The sequence below is a fragment of the Mycobacterium sp. PTI7 genome, from assembly GCF_056679845.1.
Genome location: NZ_CM155252.1, coordinates 141,044 through 157,082, shown reverse-complemented (window position 1 = coordinate 157,082; position 16,039 = coordinate 141,044). Strand labels below are relative to the sequence as shown.

The 16,039-nt window shown below is 69.6% G+C and carries 16 protein-coding genes; 12 read left to right on the top strand and 4 right to left on the bottom strand.

Features of this window, described 5'->3' with window-relative positions:
* The first annotated feature begins 58 nt into the window (after nucleotides 1–58).
* From AC1MEY_RS00745 to AC1MEY_RS00715, 7 genes are all read left to right on the top strand, one after another.
* Nucleotides 59–1,759, top strand: a complete 1,701-nt coding sequence (locus tag AC1MEY_RS00745; RefSeq protein ID WP_480228856.1) for an FAD-dependent oxidoreductase — start codon at nucleotides 59–61, stop codon at nucleotides 1,757–1,759.
* Between the two features lie 26 nt (nucleotides 1,760–1,785).
* On the top strand, nucleotides 1,786–3,279 hold the full coding sequence (locus AC1MEY_RS00740; protein WP_480228855.1) for an ATP-binding protein: 1,494 nt from the start codon (nucleotides 1,786–1,788) through the stop codon (nucleotides 3,277–3,279).
* A gap of 29 nt (nucleotides 3,280–3,308) precedes the next feature.
* The gene (locus AC1MEY_RS00735) at nucleotides 3,309–4,163 is read left to right on the top strand and encodes an LLM class F420-dependent oxidoreductase (RefSeq protein ID WP_480228854.1); all 855 of its coding nucleotides are present in this window, start codon (nucleotides 3,309–3,311) and stop codon (nucleotides 4,161–4,163) included.
* Between the two features lie 18 nt (nucleotides 4,164–4,181).
* Nucleotides 4,182–5,033, top strand: a complete 852-nt coding sequence (locus tag AC1MEY_RS00730) for an LLM class F420-dependent oxidoreductase (RefSeq protein ID WP_480228853.1) — start codon at nucleotides 4,182–4,184, stop codon at nucleotides 5,031–5,033.
* 26 nt (nucleotides 5,034–5,059) lie between these two features.
* Nucleotides 5,060–6,055, top strand: coding sequence for a dTDP-glucose 4,6-dehydratase (gene rfbB / locus AC1MEY_RS00725; RefSeq protein WP_480228852.1), 996 nt, complete (start codon nucleotides 5,060–5,062; stop codon nucleotides 6,053–6,055).
* Nucleotides 6,052–6,645 carry a dTDP-4-dehydrorhamnose 3,5-epimerase gene (rfbC, locus tag AC1MEY_RS00720; protein ID WP_480228851.1) on the top strand — a complete coding sequence of 198 codons (594 nt, stop codon included), beginning with the start codon at nucleotides 6,052–6,054 and terminating at the stop codon, nucleotides 6,643–6,645. Before rfbB ends, rfbC begins: the two co-directional genes overlap by 4 nt.
* A gap of 127 nt (nucleotides 6,646–6,772) precedes the next feature.
* Entirely contained in the window at nucleotides 6,773–7,579 is an 807-nt protein-coding gene (locus AC1MEY_RS00715) for a glycoside hydrolase family 16 protein (RefSeq protein WP_480228850.1), read from the top strand.
* 77 nt (nucleotides 7,580–7,656) lie between these two features.
* On the opposite strand, the gene AC1MEY_RS00710 is transcribed toward AC1MEY_RS00715, so the two are convergent.
* Nucleotides 7,657–8,031, bottom strand: coding sequence for a VOC family protein (locus AC1MEY_RS00710; RefSeq protein ID WP_480228849.1), 375 nt, complete (start codon nucleotides 8,029–8,031; stop codon nucleotides 7,657–7,659).
* A 343-nt stretch (nucleotides 8,032–8,374) separates the two neighbouring features.
* Between AC1MEY_RS00710 and AC1MEY_RS00705 the strand changes: the two genes are divergently transcribed.
* From AC1MEY_RS00705 to mmsB, 3 genes are read left to right on the top strand one after another with little or no spacing between them, the layout of a single operon-like run.
* The gene (locus AC1MEY_RS00705) at nucleotides 8,375–9,907 is read left to right on the top strand and encodes a CoA-acylating methylmalonate-semialdehyde dehydrogenase (protein WP_480228848.1); all 1,533 of its coding nucleotides are present in this window, start codon (nucleotides 8,375–8,377) and stop codon (nucleotides 9,905–9,907) included.
* Nucleotides 9,908–9,911: 4 nt separating this feature from the next.
* Nucleotides 9,912–11,078, top strand: coding sequence for an acyl-CoA dehydrogenase family protein (locus AC1MEY_RS00700; RefSeq protein WP_480228847.1), 1,167 nt, complete (start codon nucleotides 9,912–9,914; stop codon nucleotides 11,076–11,078).
* An 18-nt stretch (nucleotides 11,079–11,096) separates the two neighbouring features.
* Entirely contained in the window at nucleotides 11,097–11,972 is an 876-nt protein-coding gene (gene mmsB, locus AC1MEY_RS00695) for a 3-hydroxyisobutyrate dehydrogenase (RefSeq protein WP_480228846.1), read from the top strand.
* Here mmsB and AC1MEY_RS00690 read toward each other — a convergent pair.
* Nucleotides 11,969–12,736, bottom strand: coding sequence for an HAD family hydrolase (locus AC1MEY_RS00690; RefSeq protein ID WP_480228845.1), 768 nt, complete (start codon nucleotides 12,734–12,736; stop codon nucleotides 11,969–11,971). The two genes, mmsB and AC1MEY_RS00690, sit on opposite strands and share 4 nt — an antisense overlap.
* A gap of 128 nt (nucleotides 12,737–12,864) precedes the next feature.
* Here AC1MEY_RS00690 and AC1MEY_RS00685 point away from each other — a divergent pair, with 128 nt between their 5' ends.
* Complete coding sequence (locus AC1MEY_RS00685; RefSeq protein ID WP_480228844.1) at nucleotides 12,865–13,524, top strand: response regulator; 660 nt, start codon at nucleotides 12,865–12,867, stop codon at nucleotides 13,522–13,524.
* The gene (locus tag AC1MEY_RS00680) at nucleotides 13,521–14,720 is read left to right on the top strand and encodes a GAF domain-containing sensor histidine kinase (RefSeq protein ID WP_480228843.1); all 1,200 of its coding nucleotides are present in this window, start codon (nucleotides 13,521–13,523) and stop codon (nucleotides 14,718–14,720) included. The genes AC1MEY_RS00685 and AC1MEY_RS00680 overlap by 4 nt, the downstream gene beginning before the upstream one ends.
* Here the strand turns inward: AC1MEY_RS00680 and AC1MEY_RS00675 are convergent.
* Together AC1MEY_RS00675 and map are read right to left on the bottom strand one after the other, a co-directional pair.
* A complete protein-coding gene (locus AC1MEY_RS00675; RefSeq protein WP_480228842.1) occupies nucleotides 14,717–15,226 on the bottom strand; it encodes a MarR family transcriptional regulator in 510 nt (169 codons plus the stop codon). The two genes, AC1MEY_RS00680 and AC1MEY_RS00675, sit on opposite strands and share 4 nt — an antisense overlap.
* 8 nt (nucleotides 15,227–15,234) lie before the next feature.
* Complete coding sequence (gene map / locus AC1MEY_RS00670) at nucleotides 15,235–16,038, bottom strand: type I methionyl aminopeptidase (protein ID WP_480228841.1); 804 nt, start codon at nucleotides 16,036–16,038, stop codon at nucleotides 15,235–15,237.
* Nucleotide 16,039: the final 1 nt, after the last annotated feature.

Below are 16,039 nucleotides of genomic sequence, written 5' to 3'. Positions count from 1 at the left end.
GGCTGAACCCCGGTGCTGACCCGGTATCCGCTGGACGGACGGCGCATAATGATCCGTGATGAGTGGACCCGAGCACCAGCCCCGAAGGCCTGCGATCCTCACCGTGGACGACGACCCCGCCGTCTCCCGTGCGGTCGCACGCGACCTTCGCCGTCACTACGGCGAGCGGTACCGCATCGTGCGGGCCGAGTCGGGCGCCGACGCGCTCGACACCCTGAAGGAACTCAAGCTGCGCGGCGAGACGGTGGCGGTCTTCGTCGCCGACTACCGCATGCCCCACATGAGCGGCATCGAGTTCCTCGAGAAGGCCATGGACGTCTTCCCGTTGGCCAAGCGCGTGCTGCTCACCGCCTACGCCGACACGCACGCCGCGATCGACGCGATCAACGTCGTCGACCTCGACCACTACCTGCTCAAGCCGTGGGACCCGCCGGAGGAGAAGCTCTACCCGGTGATCGACGGCCTGCTCGAGGACTGGCGTGCGATCGGCGACCGCGGCATGTCCGGGACCAAGGTGATCGGCCATCGCTGGAACCAGCGGTCGTGGGAGGTGCGCCAGTTCCTCTCGCGCAACCAGTTCCCGTTCACGGCCTTCATGGCCGACGAACCCAAGGGCGAACAGCTGCTCGAAGCCGCCGGACTCGACGGCCGGAAACTCCCCGTCGTGATCACCGACAAGGGTGAGGCACTCGTCGAACCCACCGACGGTCAGCTGGCCGAACTGCTGGGCCTGTCCACAGAGCCCTCGCTGCCCCTGTACGACCTGGCCGTCATCGGGGGCGGGCCTGCGGGGCTCGCCTCAGCGGTGTACGGCGCGTCGGAGGGACTCGAGACCGTGCTCATCGAGAAGGCCACCACCGGCGGTCAGGCCGGTCGTAGCTCGCGGATCGAGAACTACCTGGGCTTCCCGATCGGCGTCTCGGGCGCCGAGCTGACCAATTCCGCCCGCCGGCAGGCCGAGCGGTTCGGCGCCGAGGTCATCACCACGCGCGACGTCGTGAAGCTGCACGTGGGCGACACGGCGCCGACCATCGAGTTCGAGGACGGCAGCACGATCGGTGCCCGCTCGGTGATCCTCGCGACGGGCGTGGAGTACCAGGAGCTGAAGGTCGGGGGGTGTTGGAGCAACCCCGACGACCCCGATGGCTGCAACTACGTCGGCCGCGGCGTCTACTACGGCGCGTCGGTGTCCGACGCCGAGGAATGTCGTGACGAGGACGTCTACATCGTGGGCGGCGCCAACTCGGCCGGCCAGGCCGCGATGTTCATGTCGAAGACCGCGAAGTCGGTGACGATGCTGGTGCGCGGGCCGTCGCTGGAAGCGTCCATGTCGCACTACCTCATCGAGCAGATCGAGAACAACGACAAGATCAACGTCCTGACGTGCACCGAGGTGGTCGACACGATCGGCGAGGACGATCACCTCGCCGGGCTGGTACTCCTCGACAAGCAATCGGGCGAGCGCACGACCGTCCACGCCGGGCGGATGTGCTGCTACATCGGGGCGACCCCCAGAACGAAGTGGCTCGACGGCGTTCTCGCGCTCGACGACCGCGGGTTCATCCTGGCCGGGCCGGACCTCAAGGACAAGATCGGCTGGAGCCACCGGGACCGTCCGCCGCACCACCTGGAAACAAGTGTGCCCGGTGTCTTTGTTGCAGGAGACGTACGGTCCGATTCCGCCAAGCGCGTGGCGGCGGCAGTCGGTGAAGGGTCGATGGCGGTGATGCTGGTGCACCGGTATCTGGCCGAAGCGTGACATCAGGAACCGAAAGGACGTCCGCCGTGGGCGAGCAGTGCGTACGAGACGAACTCCGCACGCTGTTTCTCTTCGAGAAGCTGAGCGACGAGCAGTTGGACCAGCTGTGCCAGGACGGGAGCATCCAGACCTTCCCGGAGGGTCCGCTGTGCACCGAGGGTGACCCGGCGACGTGCTTCTACGTGATGCTCGACGGCGAACTGATCATGACGAAGCGCTCCGGCGGCGTCGACATCCAGACCGGCCGCACCTCGCAGCGCGGGGTCTACTGCGGCGCCTGGTCGGCGTACGTACCCGGCGAGGAGCACACCTATCAGGCGTCGGTGCGGCTCACCATGTCGTCGCGGTTCTTCGTGCTCGACGCCGACGCCTTCGCGGCGTTCATGCGCTCGGAGTTCCCGATGGCGGTGCACCTGCTCGAGGGCCACATGGTCGGCGGCCGCAGGCAGAGCCAGATCATCGGCCAGCGCGAGAAGCTGCTGGCGCTGGGCACCATCACCGCGGGCCTCACCCACCAGCTGAACAACCCCGCCGCCGCCACCGCACGCGCCACGTCCGACCTGCGCGAGACGGTCGGCAAGATGCGCCACAAGCTGGCGATGCTGGCGAACGGCAAGTTCACCCCCGAGGCGCTGCGCGTGCTGGTGAGCATCCAGGACGAGGTCGCCGAACAGGTCGCGAAGTCGAAGTCGATCGAACTGTCCGCGCTGGAGTCCTCCGACCGCGAGGACGCGATCGGCGACTGGCTCGACGACCACGAGATCATCGGCGCCTGGGACTACGCACCCACGTTCGTTGAGGCGGGCCTGGACACCGACTGGCTCGAGCGCATCCTCGCCTCGGTCGACGAGGTGGACGCCACGGCATCGCTGCAGGGCGCGCTGGGCTGGCTCAAGTACACGATCGACACCGAGCTGCGCATGAACGAGATCGCCGAGGCCAGCAAGCGGATCTCGGCCCTGCTGAGCGACGCCAAGCAGTACTCACAGATGGACCGCGGCGCCTACCAGAGTGCCAACGTCCACGAACTGCTCCGCAGCACGATCATGATGTTCGGCGACAAGATCGGTCACCAGGGCAAGGGCCGGCCGATCACCCTGGTCAAGGACACCGACCAGACGCTGCCCGACATGGTCTGCTACCCAGGCGATCTCAACCAGGTGTGGACCAACCTCATCGAGAACGCCATCCAGGCGATGAACGGCCACGGCACGCTGACCGTCCGCACCGCACGCGAGAACGAGGACATGATCCGCGTCGAGATCTGCGACGACGGCCCCGGCATCCCCGAGGACATCATCGGCCGCATCTTCACGCCGTTCTTCACCACCAAGCCGTTCGGCGAGGGCACCGGGCTGGGGCTCGACCTGGCCTGGCGCATCGTCGTCGAGAAGCACCAGGGCAACATGTCGGTGCAGAGCAAGCCTGGTGACACCCGCTTCGTCGTGACGCTGCCGCTGCAGGCTCCCCCGCCGGTGACGCCGACGCCGGGCGAACTCGCCGCCGCCGGCACGGAATAGGCGTCGTCGCACCCGGGGTTGACCCGACCATGGCTCATACCCTGACACCCAATCTCGGACGGTACGGCGTCTTCGGCCACTACGAGCAGTGGCGCCAGCATTCCCCGCAGCGACTCCGCGAGATCGAGTCGCTGGGCTACGGCGCCATCTGGGCCGGCGGCTCACCACCCGCCGAACTCGAGTGGGTCGACCCGATCCTCGCCGCCACCGACACGCTCGTGCTGGCCACCGGGATCGTCAACATCTGGTCGGCCGCGGCGGGCCCGGTGGCGGAGTCCTTCCACCGCATCGAGAAGGAGTACCCGGGCCGGTTCCTGCTCGGCATCGGCGTCGGCCATCCGGAGGCGAACACCGAGTTCGAGAAGCCCTATGCCGCCCTCACCAGGTACCTCGACGAGCTGGACCGGCACGGCGTACCCGAGGACCGTCGCGTCGTCGCCGCACTGGGCCCGCAGGTACTCAAGCTCTCGGCGCGCCGCAGCGCAGGCGCGCACCCGTATCTGACCACGCCCGAGCACACTGCCCAGGCACGCGAACTCGTCGGCCCGGACGCGTTCATCGCCCCCGAGCACAAGGTGGTGCTCACCACCGACGCCGACGCGGCCCGCGAGGTCGGCCGCAAGGCGCTCGCGGTCTACCTCGACCTGGCGAACTACGTGAACAACTGGAAGCGCCTCGGCTTCACCGACGCCGACGTCGCGAAGCCCGGCAGCGACGCACTCGTCGACGCCGTCGTCGCCCACGGCACGGCCGAGGACGTCGCGACCAGGCTGAAGCAGCACCTCGAGGCGGGCGCGGACCACGTGCCGGTTCAGGTGCTCACCTCACCTGACAAGCTGGTCCCAGCGCTCACCGAACTCGCCGGGCCGCTGGGCCTGCGCTGACCCTCGAAGGACAGACACATGACCGAGTCCGTTTCCCTCAAGCCCGACCTCGGCCGCTACGGCGTCTGGACGTTCGGCGCACCGGAACCCGAGCAGGCTACCGAGATCGAGAAGCTGGGCTACGGCGCGATCTGGGTCGGCGGCTCCCCCGCCGGTGACCTGAGCTTCGTGGAGCCGCTGCTCGAGGCGACCGAGACGCTGCAGGTGGCCACCGGCATCGTCAACGTGTGGACGGCCAAGGCCGCGGAGGTCGCCGAGGCGTACCACCGCGTCGAGGAGGCGTACCCGGGCCGCTTCCTGCTGGGCGTCGGCATCGGGCATCCCGAGCACACCGAGGAGTACCGCAAGCCCTACGACGTGCTGGTCGAGTACCTCGACGCGCTCGACGCCGCAAAGGTGCCCACCAGCCGGCGGGTCATCGCCGCACTCGGGCCCCAGGTCCTGAAGCTCTCGGCACGTCGCAGCGCGGGCGCCCACCCCTACCTGACCACCCCGGAGCACACGGGACAGGCCCGCAACATCCTGGGCAACTCGGTGTACCTCGCGCCGGAACACAAGGTGGTGCTGACCACCGACGTCGACGAGGCACGCGAGGTCGGTCGCGGCGCGGTGGACTTCTACCTGAATCTGAGCAACTACCTGAACAACTGGAAGCGGCTCGGCTTCACCGACGAGGACCTGGCCAAGCCGGGCAGCGACAAGCTGATCGACGCGGTCGTCGCGCACGGCACGCCGGAGGCGATCGCCGCCCGTCTCGAGGAGCATCACGGCTCGGGCGCCGACCACGTCACCATCCAGGTGCTGGGCGGCCCGGACAAGCTGGTGCCCGCGCTGACCGAACTCGCGGGACCGCTCGGCCTGACGGGGTAGTCGGCGTCCGGCTAGGGTTGGCCACCATGCGGTTGCTTGTCACCGGGGGGGCCGGTTTCATAGGTGCGAACTTCGTTCACGCGGTGGTCAGGGAGCATCCGGGCACGGAGGTCACCGTGCTCGACGCCCTGACCTATGCGGGGAGCCACGAGTCGCTGGCGGCGGTGGCCGACGACGTCAGGGTGGTTCGGGGCGACATCGCCGACGCCGACCTGGTCGACCGACTGGTCGCCGAGTCCGACGCCGTCGCGCACTTCGCCGCCGAGACACACGTCGACAACGCGCTGGCCAATCCCGAGCCGTTCCTGCGGTCGAACGTCATGGGCACGTTCGCGGTGCTCGAAGCGGTCCGCAGGCACGGCGTCCGGCTGCACCACGTGTCGACCGACGAGGTGTACGGCGATCTCGAGATCGGCAGCCCGGAGCGGTTCACCGAGTCGACGCCGTACAACCCGTCGAGCCCGTACTCGGCCACCAAGGCCGCCTCCGACATGCTGGTGCGCGCGTGGGTCCGCTCGTACGGCGTGCAAGCGACGATCTCCAACTGCTCCAACAACTACGGGCCGTTCCAGCACGTCGAGAAGTTCATCCCGCGCCAGATCACCAACGTGCTCACCGGGCGTCGGCCCAAGCTGTACGGCGCCGGCGCCAACGTGCGGGACTGGATCCACGTCGACGACCACAATCGCGCGGTGTGGCTGATCCTCGAACGCGGCACCATCGGTCAGACCTACCTGATCGGGGCGAACGGTGAGCGCGACAACCTCTCGGTCATGCGGGCCGTACTGCGCCTGATGGGCCACGACGAGGACGACTTCGACCACGTCACCGACCGCGCCGGCCACGACCTGCGCTACGGCATCGACCCGACGCTGCTGTGCGAGGAACTGCACTGGGCACCCAAGCACACCGACTTCGAGTCCGGACTGGCCGAGACCATCGACTGGTACCGGGAGAACGAATCCTGGTGGCGCCCACTGAAGGACGGCGTCGAGGCCACCTACGCGGGACGCGGCCAGTGACGTTCCGCGAGCTGCGCGTCCCGGGCGCCTGGGAGATCACGCCCGCCATTCACCCCGATCCGCGCGGGCTGTTCTTCGAGTGGTTCACCGACCGCGAGTTCACCGAGATGACGGGCCACCGCCTGGATCTGCACCAGGCGAACGTGTCGGTGTCGTCGGCGGGCGTGCTGCGCGGCCTGCACTTCGCGCAGCTGCCGCCCAGCCAGGCCAAGTACGTGACGTGCCTGCGCGGCGCGGTGTTCGACGTCGTCGTCGACATCCGGGTCGGGTCGCCGACGTTCGGTCAGTGGGACTCCGTCCTGCTCGACGATCAGGACCGCCGCTCCATCTACCTGTCCGAGGGGCTGGCCCACGGCTTCCTCGCCATGGAGGAGAACTCGACGGTGGCCTACATGTGCTCGGCGGGCTACGCGCCCGGTCGCGAGCACACCATCCGCGCCACCGACCCCGCGATCGGCATCGACTGGCCCATCTCCGACTTCGTGCTCTCCGACCGGGACGCCGCGGCGCCGCTGCTGGCCGACGTGGAGGCCGCCGGCCAGCTGCCGACGTGGGACGAGGCCACGGCCTTCACCGACGGCCTGCGCTGACGGATTCCCAGGACATTCGCAGCAACGGGCATCCGCGCTGCTGAGGCGGCCGAACCCGGCTCCGGACGCCATCCGGCGCGCTCGCGCCGGTTGCCCTGCGGTGCCACACCGGCTTCCATGAGCAGTCGTGCCTGACATCGACCGTCGTCGCCTGCTGTCCCTGACCGGTGTGGGCCTGCTCGCGGCCACCGTTCCCCTGCCGCGCGCGACGGCCGCCCCGCCCGCCGCGCGCACGTACGTGTTCCGCGACGAGTTCGACGGTCCCGCCGGGTCCGCGCCCGATCCGTCGAAGTGGCTCGTCGCGAAGGCGCGCGAGTCGATGGAGGACCCCACGTTCTGGGAACAGCCGGGCAACGTCGGCCAGTACCGCAACGACCGTCGCAACGTCTACGTCGACGGCAACTCCAATCTGGTGTTCCACGCGGCGAAGGACGGCCCGACGTTCTTCAGCGGCAAGGTGTTCAGCACGTTCTACGGCGGCATCGGCCACACGTGGGAGTCGCGCATCAAACTGAACTGCCTGACACCGGGAGCCTGGCCGGCGTGGTACCTCTCCAACGACAACCCCGTCGACGGCGGTGAGGTCGACGTCATGGAGTGGTACGGCAACGGCAGCTGGGCGCCGGGAACGGCCGTGCACGCCAAGCTGAACGGCGGCGAACACGTCAGCCAGACCATCTCCGTCGACAGCGCCTGGCACACCTGGCGGGTCACGTGGGACGACGCCGGCATGCGGTTCTGGAAGGACTACGTCGACGGCGCGCAGCCGTACTTCACGGTGGCCGCGGACTCTCTGCCGGACTGGCAGTTCAACGATCCCGGCTTCACGCTGTCTCCGGTGCTCGACCTCGCGGTGGCCGGCTCCGGTGGCGGCGATCCCCGCGGCGGCACCTACCCCGCGGACATGCTGATCGACTACGTCCGCGTCTGGTGAGTCACGCACCCTCACCGGCCACCGTTCCGCAAGCGGCTCCAGTGTCTGCGGGCGACACGCCGCGAAGAACCGCGAGTTCACGCACGCTGGGTGACGTAGAACCGGTTGCCGTCGGCGTCGACGAAACTGAACATCAGCGGCGCCGTCTCCCAGTCGAGAAGGTCGCCCACCGTCAGTCCCTTCGCGGCCAATGCCGCGTGGGCGGCACGCGCGTCGGGGGTGACGAACCGGATGCCCGTATCGATCCCCACCGGCAGGTCAGCACCGGTCTGGACGAGGGCGATCGAGGAGCCGCCGGAGGGTGCCGCGAGTTCCAGCCAGCGGAAGCCGGGCTGCAACTCTGCGTCGATCGTGGTGCTGAAGCCGAGGTCCTCGAACAGGGCCTTGGACCGGTCCTGATCGGTGACGGGCACGGCGACGCACTGCAGTTCCGAGAACGTCGGGTTGGTCATGCGAGTGCTGACCGACGACGTGCGCCGAACTCATCGCTTCTGGGGCGGCGACTCGGGCGACCCTGCGGGCTCAAGATCGGTTGCAACCACTTCATCGCCTTGCGTCGGACCGTAAGCAACCTTTCACCCGCCGCCGCCATCATGATCATATTCCCCTGACCTGCGATGACACCACTGCGGCGGCAAAATTGACGAAGGTCTTCGTTGTCGCCTACACGTCGCCGTGCAGTGACTTCGCTCAGCGGACAGTTGCGGCCTCGACGCACCCTTGCGGACCCTACCGACGAATTACTAGGATTTCCTAGTATCTCCGAGGAGACGTCGCCGTCGAGAGGGTTCCACCATGACCACCACGCAGACCACGCACATCCAGCACTACATCAACGGACAGCGCACCGACGGGTCGTCCACCCGGACCGCCGACGTGTTCAATCCCAGCACCGGCGAGGTGCAGGCGCACGTCGTCCTCGCCTCCGACGCCGACGTCGACGCCGCCGTGGCGATCGCCGTCGAGGCGCAGAAGGAGTGGGCGGCGTGGAACCCGCAGCGCCGGGCGCGGGTGTTCATGAAGTTCGTCGACCTGATCAACCAGAACAAGCAGGAACTCGGCGAGCTGCTGTCGATCGAGCACGGCAAGACCTTCGAGGACTCACTCGGCGACATCCAGCGCGGCGTCGAGGTGATCGAGTTCGCGATCGGCATCCCGCACCTGCTCAAGGGTGAGTACACCGAGGGCGCCGGCACCGGCATCGACGTCTACTCGCTGCGCCAGCCCCTCGGCGTGGTCGCCGGCATCACGCCGTTCAACTTCCCCGCGATGATCCCGCTGTGGAAGGCCGGCCCCGCGCTGGCGTGCGGCAACGCGTTCATCCTCAAGCCCTCCGAGCGCGACCCGTCGGTGCCGATCCGCCTGGCGGAACTGTTCGAGGAGGCCGGGCTGCCCAAGGGTGTCTTCCAGGTGGTGCAGGGCGACAAGGAGGCCGTCGACGCCATCCTCACCCACCCCGACATCCAGGCCGTCGGCTTCGTCGGCAGCTCCGACATCGCGCAGTACATCTACACGACCGCCGCCTCGAACGGTAAGCGCGCGCAGTGCTTCGGCGGCGCCAAGAACCACATGGTGATCCTCCCCGACGCCGACCTCGACCAGGCCGTCGACGCCCTGATCGGCGCGGGCTACGGCAGCGCCGGCGAACGCTGCATGGCCATCAGCGTCGCGGTCCCCGTCGGCGAGGAGACCGCAAACCGCTTGCGCGCCAAGCTGACCGAGCGCGTCAACGAACTGCGGGTGGGACACAGCCTCGACCCGAAGGCCACCTACGGCCCGCTGGTCACCGAGGCCGCACTCAAGCGGGTGCGCAGCTACATCGACGCGGGCGTCGAGGCCGGCGCGGACATCGTGGTCGACGGCCGCGAACGCGCCAGCGACGACCTGGCGTTCGGCGATGCCAGCCTCGAGGGCGGCTACTTCATCGGCCCCACCCTGTTCGACCACGTCACGCCCGACATGAGCATCTACACCGACGAGATCTTCGGCCCCGTCCTGTGCATCGTGCGCGCCAAGGACTACGACGAAGCGCTCGAGCTGCCGTCGAAGCACGAGTACGGCAACGGCGTGGCGATCTTCACCCGCGACGGCGACGCCGCCCGCGACTTCGTGGCCCGCGTCCAGGTCGGCATGGTCGGCGTCAACGTCCCGATCCCGGTTCCCGTGGCGTACCACACCTTCGGCGGCTGGAAGCGGTCCGGCTTCGGCGACCTCAACCAGCACGGCCCGCACTCGATCCTGTTCTACACCAAGACCAAGACCGTCACCCAGCGCTGGCCGTCGGGCATCAAGGATGGGGCCGAGTTCTCCATCCCCACGATGAAGTAAGTAGGTGGACCACTACTTCGGGCTCGACGACGACGCGCGCGTCATCGCCGAGACCGCGGCCGAGTTCGCCGTCAAGCGGATCGCGCCGCACGCGCTGGACTGGGATGCCACCAAGCACTTCCCCACCGACGTGCTGCGGGCGGCTGCCGAACTCGGCATGGCGGCGATCTACTGCCAGGAGGACGCCGGCGGCAGCGGCCTGACCCGGCTCGACGGCGTGCGGATCTTCGAGCAGCTCTCGGTCGCGGATCCGACCGTCGCCGCGTTCCTGTCGATCCACAACATGTGCGCGTGGATGGTGGACCGCTACGGCACCGACGAGCAGCGCAAGACGCTGGTGCCCAAACTCGCGTCGATGGAACTGATCGCCAGCTACTGCCTGACCGAGCCGGGAGCAGGCTCAGACGCGAGTGCGTTGCGCACCAAGGCCGTTCGGGATGGTGACCACTACGTCCTCGACGGGGTCAAGCAGTTCATCTCCGGCGCGGGGGTGTCCGACGTCTACGTCGTGATGGCCCGCACCGGCGGTGACGGACCGCGCGGCATCTCGGCGTTCGTGGTCGACAAGGACACGCCCGGAGTGAGTTTCGGGGCGGAGGAACACAAGATGGGCTGGAACGCCCAGCCCACCGCGCAGGTCGTGTTCGACGGCGCCCGCATCCCCGCCGACGCGATGCTCGGCGGCCCCGAGGGCGAGGGCACCGGTTTCGGCATCGCGATGACCGGCCTCAACGGCGGCCGGATCAACATCGCCGCCTGCTCGCTGGGCGGTGCGAGGGCCGCGTACGACATGGCCGCCGCCTACGTCCGCGACCGCGAGGCGTTCGGCGGGTCGCTGCTAGACGAGCCGACCATCCGCTTCACACTGGCGGACATGGCCACCTCGCTGGAGGCGTCGCGAAACCTGCTGTGGAAGGCGGCGTCCGCGCTCGACGCCGATCACCCCGACAAGGTCGAGCTGTGCGCGATGGCCAAGCGCTACGTCACCGACGCGTGCTTCACCGTGGCCGACCAGGCGCTGCAGCTGCACGGCGGCTATGGCTACCTGAGCGAGTACGGCGTGGAGAAGATCGTCCGCGATCTGCGGGTGCACCGCATCCTCGAGGGAACCAACGAAATCATGCGCGTGGTGATCGGACGGGCCGAGGCTGCCCGCGTCCGCGCGTCCTAACAACGACTGGAGACATCGATGTCGACGATCGCATTCCTGGGGCTGGGCAACATGGGCGGGCCGATGGCCGCCAACCTGGTCGCGGCGGGCCACACCGTGCGGGGCTTCGACCCCGTGGCCGCACTCGCCCAGGCCGCAGAAGCCAAGGGCGCCAGCACGTTCGGCAGCGGTGCCGAGGCGGTCGCCGGCGCCGACGTCGTCATCACGTCGCTGCCCAACGGGGGCATCGTGACGTCCGCCTACGCCGAGGCGCTGCCCGCGGCGGCGCCGGGCGCGCTGTTCATCGACACGTCCACCATCTCCGTCGACGACGCCCGTCGACTCCACGACGACGCGAAGGCGGCGGGCTTCGAGCAGATCGACGCGCCCGTCTCCGGCGGCATCAAGGGCGCCACGGCCGGCACGCTGGCCTTCATGGTCGGCGGCGACGACTCGGCCGTCGAGCGGGCCAGGCCGGTGCTGGATCCGATGGCGGGCAAGGTCATTCACTGTGGCGCCTCGGGTGCGGGTCAGGCCGCCAAGCTGTGCAACAACATGGTGCTGGCGGTGCAGCAGATCGCGATCGGCGAGGCGTTCGTGCTGGCCGAGAAGCTGGGCCTGCCGGCGCAGTCGCTGTTCGACGTCATCACCGGGGCCACCGGCAACTGCTGGTCGGTGCACACCAACTGCCCGGTGCCGGGGCCGGTTCCGACGTCGCCCGCCAACAACGACTTCCGGCCGGGCTTCGCGACGGCGCTGATGAACAAGGACCTCGGTCTGGCGATGGCGGCGGTCCAGTCGACCGGATCGACCGCGCCGCTGGGCACGCACGCCGCCGAGATCTACCAGGCGTTCAACGAGGACCACGCGGACAAGGACTTCAGCGCGGTCATCGAGATGCTCCGCGACTCCTAGCGGGTGATCTGCGCCCGCCGGTGCATCAGCTCGCAACCCCCGGCCAGCAGACCGTCGTATCCGGCGCGGACCTCGACGGCTCCCGTGAAGTCGGTGCCCGCCGAGTAGCCGGTGGTCACCACCAGGGTGGTCAGCTTGGCCGACCGCGCCGCGAGGAACCCGCGGCCGGTGCCCGCGACCGCGAGTGCGCTCTCCGGTCCGATGCCCAACTCCCACAGGGCCTGACCGTGCAGGTCGGGGTCGCCGGAGGCGCGGGGAAGGTCGTCGGGCGTCACGATGGTCTCTGCGATGCCGTCGCCGATCAGCTGGCGGACCAGGGGCGCCACCCAGGACCGCGCGCCCCGGCTGATCACCGCGACCGGCACGCCCGCGAAGAACAGGCTGTTGACCAGGTCGTCGAGACCGGTGCGCGGCGTGACGTCGCCGGCGAGCACCGCGGCCTCGAACAGATCGTCCTTGGTGCGGTGGACGTGCGCCGCGACCTCGCTGCTCACCCGGCCGAATCCGCGCCGGCGCAGGGCGGCGGCGATGCGGCGCTGCTCGTCGCCGATGCGGACCAGGCGGCCGTACTCCCCCTCCGACCAGGCGATGTCCAGCCCGTGCGCGGCGAACGCGGCGTTGAACGCGGCCCGCTGCCCCTGCCGCTCGACGTCGGCCAGCGCCCCGTCGAGGTCGAAGACCACGGCGCCGAGCGCCTCGACCGCGGCATCCGCGGGGCGGCCGGCATCCCACCAGAACGACCGGGTCGCACAGTCAACCGACATGGCCATCAGCGTGTCCCACGTCACAGTCGGCGTCCTCCCCCATCCGGGGGATTGGGGTGGCGAGGTCGGGTGCGCCGCGTCGGCCGACTTGGGCGAACACCGCCCCGACGGCACCTATGGTGAGTCCCATGACGCCCGATCCGGTCCGGCTCGTGCTGGTCGACGACCACGAGATGGTCATCGAGGGTCTCAAGGCGATGCTCGTGACGTTCGGCGACCGCGTCCGGGTGGTCGGGCAGGCCGTCGGGGCCGAGCGGGCGCTGCAGGTCGTCGACGACCTGGACCCCGACATCGTGCTGTGCGACGTCCGCATGCAGGGTGCGAGCGGTCTGGACCTGTGCGCCGAACTCCGCACCCGCAGCCCGGGCCGGAAGGTGGTGATGCTGTCGGTGTACGACGACGAGCAATACCTGTTCCAGGCGCTCCGGGTCGGCGCGTCCGGGTACCTGCTCAAGAGCATCAGCAGCGACGAGCTGGTGCGGCAGCTCGAGTTCGCCCACCGCGGCGAGACGGCGATCGACCCCGTGATGGCGGCGCGCGCCGTCGACACCGCCGCGCGCCTGCAGCGCGACGAGTTCTGGCCCGGCGCCCGCCAGGGACTGACGCAGCGCGAGAGCGAGATCCTCGCGTGCGTGGTCAACGGCCTGTCCAACAAGGGCATCGCGGGCAAGCTGGTGATCGGCGACGAGACCGTCAAGACGCACCTGCGGTCGATCTACCGCAAGCTCGGCGTCAGCGACCGCACCAGTGCGGCGGCCACCGCACTGCGGGAAGGCATCTACCAGTGACCGACGCCGAGGTCCTCACCGCCGACCGCGAGCTGGCGCTGCTGCGCGAACTCATCCAGGCCGCCTCGAGCGGCCCGGGCGTCGAGCCCCTCGCGGCGGCCGCGGCGCGGATGATCACCGCCGCCACCGGTACCGACGTCTGCTTCGTGCACGTCCTCGACGACACCGACCGCTCGCTGACGCTGACCGGTGCCACGCCGCCGTTCGACAGTCAGGCCGGCAGGATCCGACTCCCGCTGGGCCAGGGCGTGTCCGGGTGGGTGGCGAGCCATCGCGAGCCGGTGGTGATCATCCACGACAAGGAATCCGATCCGCGCTACAAGCCGTTCGAGTCGCTGCGCGGCTCGGACTTCACGTCGATGGTGTCGGTGCCGATGGAGACCGATCCGGGCGGTCTGGTGGGGGTGCTCAACGTGCACACCGTCGAGCGGCGCGAGTTCACCCGGCGCGACGTCGAACTGCTGCTGGTGATCGGCAGGCTGATCGCCGGCGCGATGCACCAGGCGCGGCTGCACCGCCAGCTGGTGGCCCGCGAACGCGCGCACGAGAACTTCGTCGAGCAGGTGATCCAGGCCCAGGAGATCGAGCGCCGACGGCTGGCCGGCGACATCCACGACGGGATCAGCCAGCGGCTCGTCACGCTGTCCTACCGGCTGGACGCCGCCAGCCGCGCGGTCGGCGACGACACCGCCACCGCGGCCGAACAGATCGCGCTCGCCCGCGAGCTGGTCGCGCTGACCCTCGGCGAGGCGCGCGCGGCGATCAGCGGCCTGCGCCCGCCGGTGCTCGACGACCTCGGCCTCGCGGGTGGGCTCGCGAGCCTGGCGCGATCGATCCCGCAGGTGATCGTCGACGTCGACCTGACCGACACGCGGCTGCCCGATCACGTCGAACTCGCGCTGTACCGCATCGCCCAGGAGTGCCTGCAGAACGTCGTCAAGCACGCCCAGGCCACCAACGCGCGGCTGACGTTCTCGGTCGCGGCCGACGTGGCGCGGCTCGAGATCGAGGACAACGGCATCGGATTCGACCGGTTCGAGAACCCGTTGGGCGGCGACGAGATGGGTGGCTACGGGCTGCTGTCGATGTCGGAGCGCGCCGAGATCGTCGGCGGCAGGCTCAACATCCGGTCGCGCCCCGGGTCGGGGACCACGGTGACGGCGACCATCCCGCTGCCGTCGCCGCAGGCGGACTAGAAGTCGCCGACGTGGTGGCGCAGCGACTCGATGGCCGCCGCGAGGGTGCGTGAGGCCTCGTCGGAGATCCCGATGTCGGCGAACACCTCGGTGTTGAGCGTCTCGGTGGCGTCCTCGACCGTCGATCGGCCGAGGTCGGTGAGCCGCACCAGCGTGGTGCGCCCGTCGGTCGGATGCGGCGTGCGTTCCACCAGGCCGTCGGCCTCGAGGCGCCGGATGGCGTGCGTGACGCTGGTGACGTGCACCTGCAGCCGGTCGGACGCCTTGGTGATCGGCAGTGCGCCCGTGCTGCTGAACGCCAGCAGGCGCAGCAGCTCGAAGCGCGAGAAGCTCAGGTCGTAGGGCCGCAGCGCCGTCTCGACCCGCGCGAGCAGGATCTGGTGGGCCCGCATCACCGAGGTGACCGCCACCATGCCGTCCGCGACGTCTCCCCAGCCGGCCCGCTCCCAGTTCGCGCGCGCGAGCGCGATCGGATCTGGTTTGGCGTCCGAGCGGTGACTGGGCACGGTCGGCGCTAGGCCGGCAGTGTCAGGATGCGCGGACCGTCCTCGGTGACGGCGACGGTGTGCTCCCAGTGCGCGGCGCGGGAGCCGTCGGCGGTGACGACGGTCCAGTCGTCCTCGAGCACCTCGGTGCGGGTGGTGCCCAGGGTCAGCATCGGCTCGATCGCGAGGACGGAGCCGGGCGCCAGGTGCGGTCCCCGACCGGGTTCGCCCTCGTTGGGCAGGAACGGGTCCATGTGCATCTCGCGGCCGATGCCGTGGCCGCCGTAGCCGGAGACGATGCCGTACTTGCGGCCGTGCTCCCGCTCCGCGGCGTGCGTGCCGGCCTCGATGGCGTGCGAGACGTCGGTGAGCCGGTTGCCGGGGATCATCGCGGCGATGCCGGCCTCCATCGACAGGCGGGTGGCCTCCGACAGCGCCGCGTCGGCGGGGATCAGCTCGCCGACGCCGAACGTGAAGGCCGAGTCGCCGTGCCAGCCGTCGAGGATGGCGCCGCAGTCGATGGACACCAGGTCGCCGACGGCGAGCACGTCGTCGTCGGTGGGGATGCCGTGGACCACGCGGTCGTTCACCGACGAGCAGATGCTGGCCGGGAAGCCGTGGTAGCCGAGGAAGGACGGCACGCCACCGCCGTCACGGATGACGGCTTCGGCGACGGCGTCGAGTTCCAGGGTGGACATGCCGGGCGACGCGGCGGTGCGCACGGCCCGCAGCGCGGCCGCGACCAGGGCGCCGGCGGCTGCCATTGCGTCGAGTTCACCGTCGGAGCGTTGCGCGACGACCTTGCGCCCCCGTAGTCCGGGCAGGCCGATCATG

Coding starts and splice junctions, on each gene's coding strand:
- AC1MEY_RS00745 (WP_480228856.1), top strand. CDS start 59: ATGAGTGGACCCGAGCACCAGCCCCGAAGGCCTGCGATCCTCACCGTG.
- AC1MEY_RS00735 (WP_480228854.1), top strand. CDS start 3,309: ATGGCTCATACCCTGACACCCAATCTCGGACGGTACGGCGTCTTCGGC.
- AC1MEY_RS00730 (WP_480228853.1), top strand. CDS start 4,182: ATGACCGAGTCCGTTTCCCTCAAGCCCGACCTCGGCCGCTACGGCGTC.
- rfbB (WP_480228852.1), top strand. CDS start 5,060: ATGCGGTTGCTTGTCACCGGGGGGGCCGGTTTCATAGGTGCGAACTTC.
- AC1MEY_RS00710 (WP_480228849.1), bottom strand. CDS start 8,031: ATGACCAACCCGACGTTCTCGGAACTGCAGTGCGTCGCCGTGCCCGTC.
- AC1MEY_RS00705 (WP_480228848.1), top strand. CDS start 8,375: ATGACCACCACGCAGACCACGCACATCCAGCACTACATCAACGGACAG.
- mmsB (WP_480228846.1), top strand. CDS start 11,097: ATGTCGACGATCGCATTCCTGGGGCTGGGCAACATGGGCGGGCCGATG.
- AC1MEY_RS00690 (WP_480228845.1), bottom strand. CDS start 12,736: ATGTCGGTTGACTGTGCGACCCGGTCGTTCTGGTGGGATGCCGGCCGC.
- AC1MEY_RS00685 (WP_480228844.1), top strand. CDS start 12,865: ATGACGCCCGATCCGGTCCGGCTCGTGCTGGTCGACGACCACGAGATG.
- map (WP_480228841.1), bottom strand. CDS start 16,038: ATGATCGGCCTGCCCGGACTACGGGGGCGCAAGGTCGTCGCGCAACGC.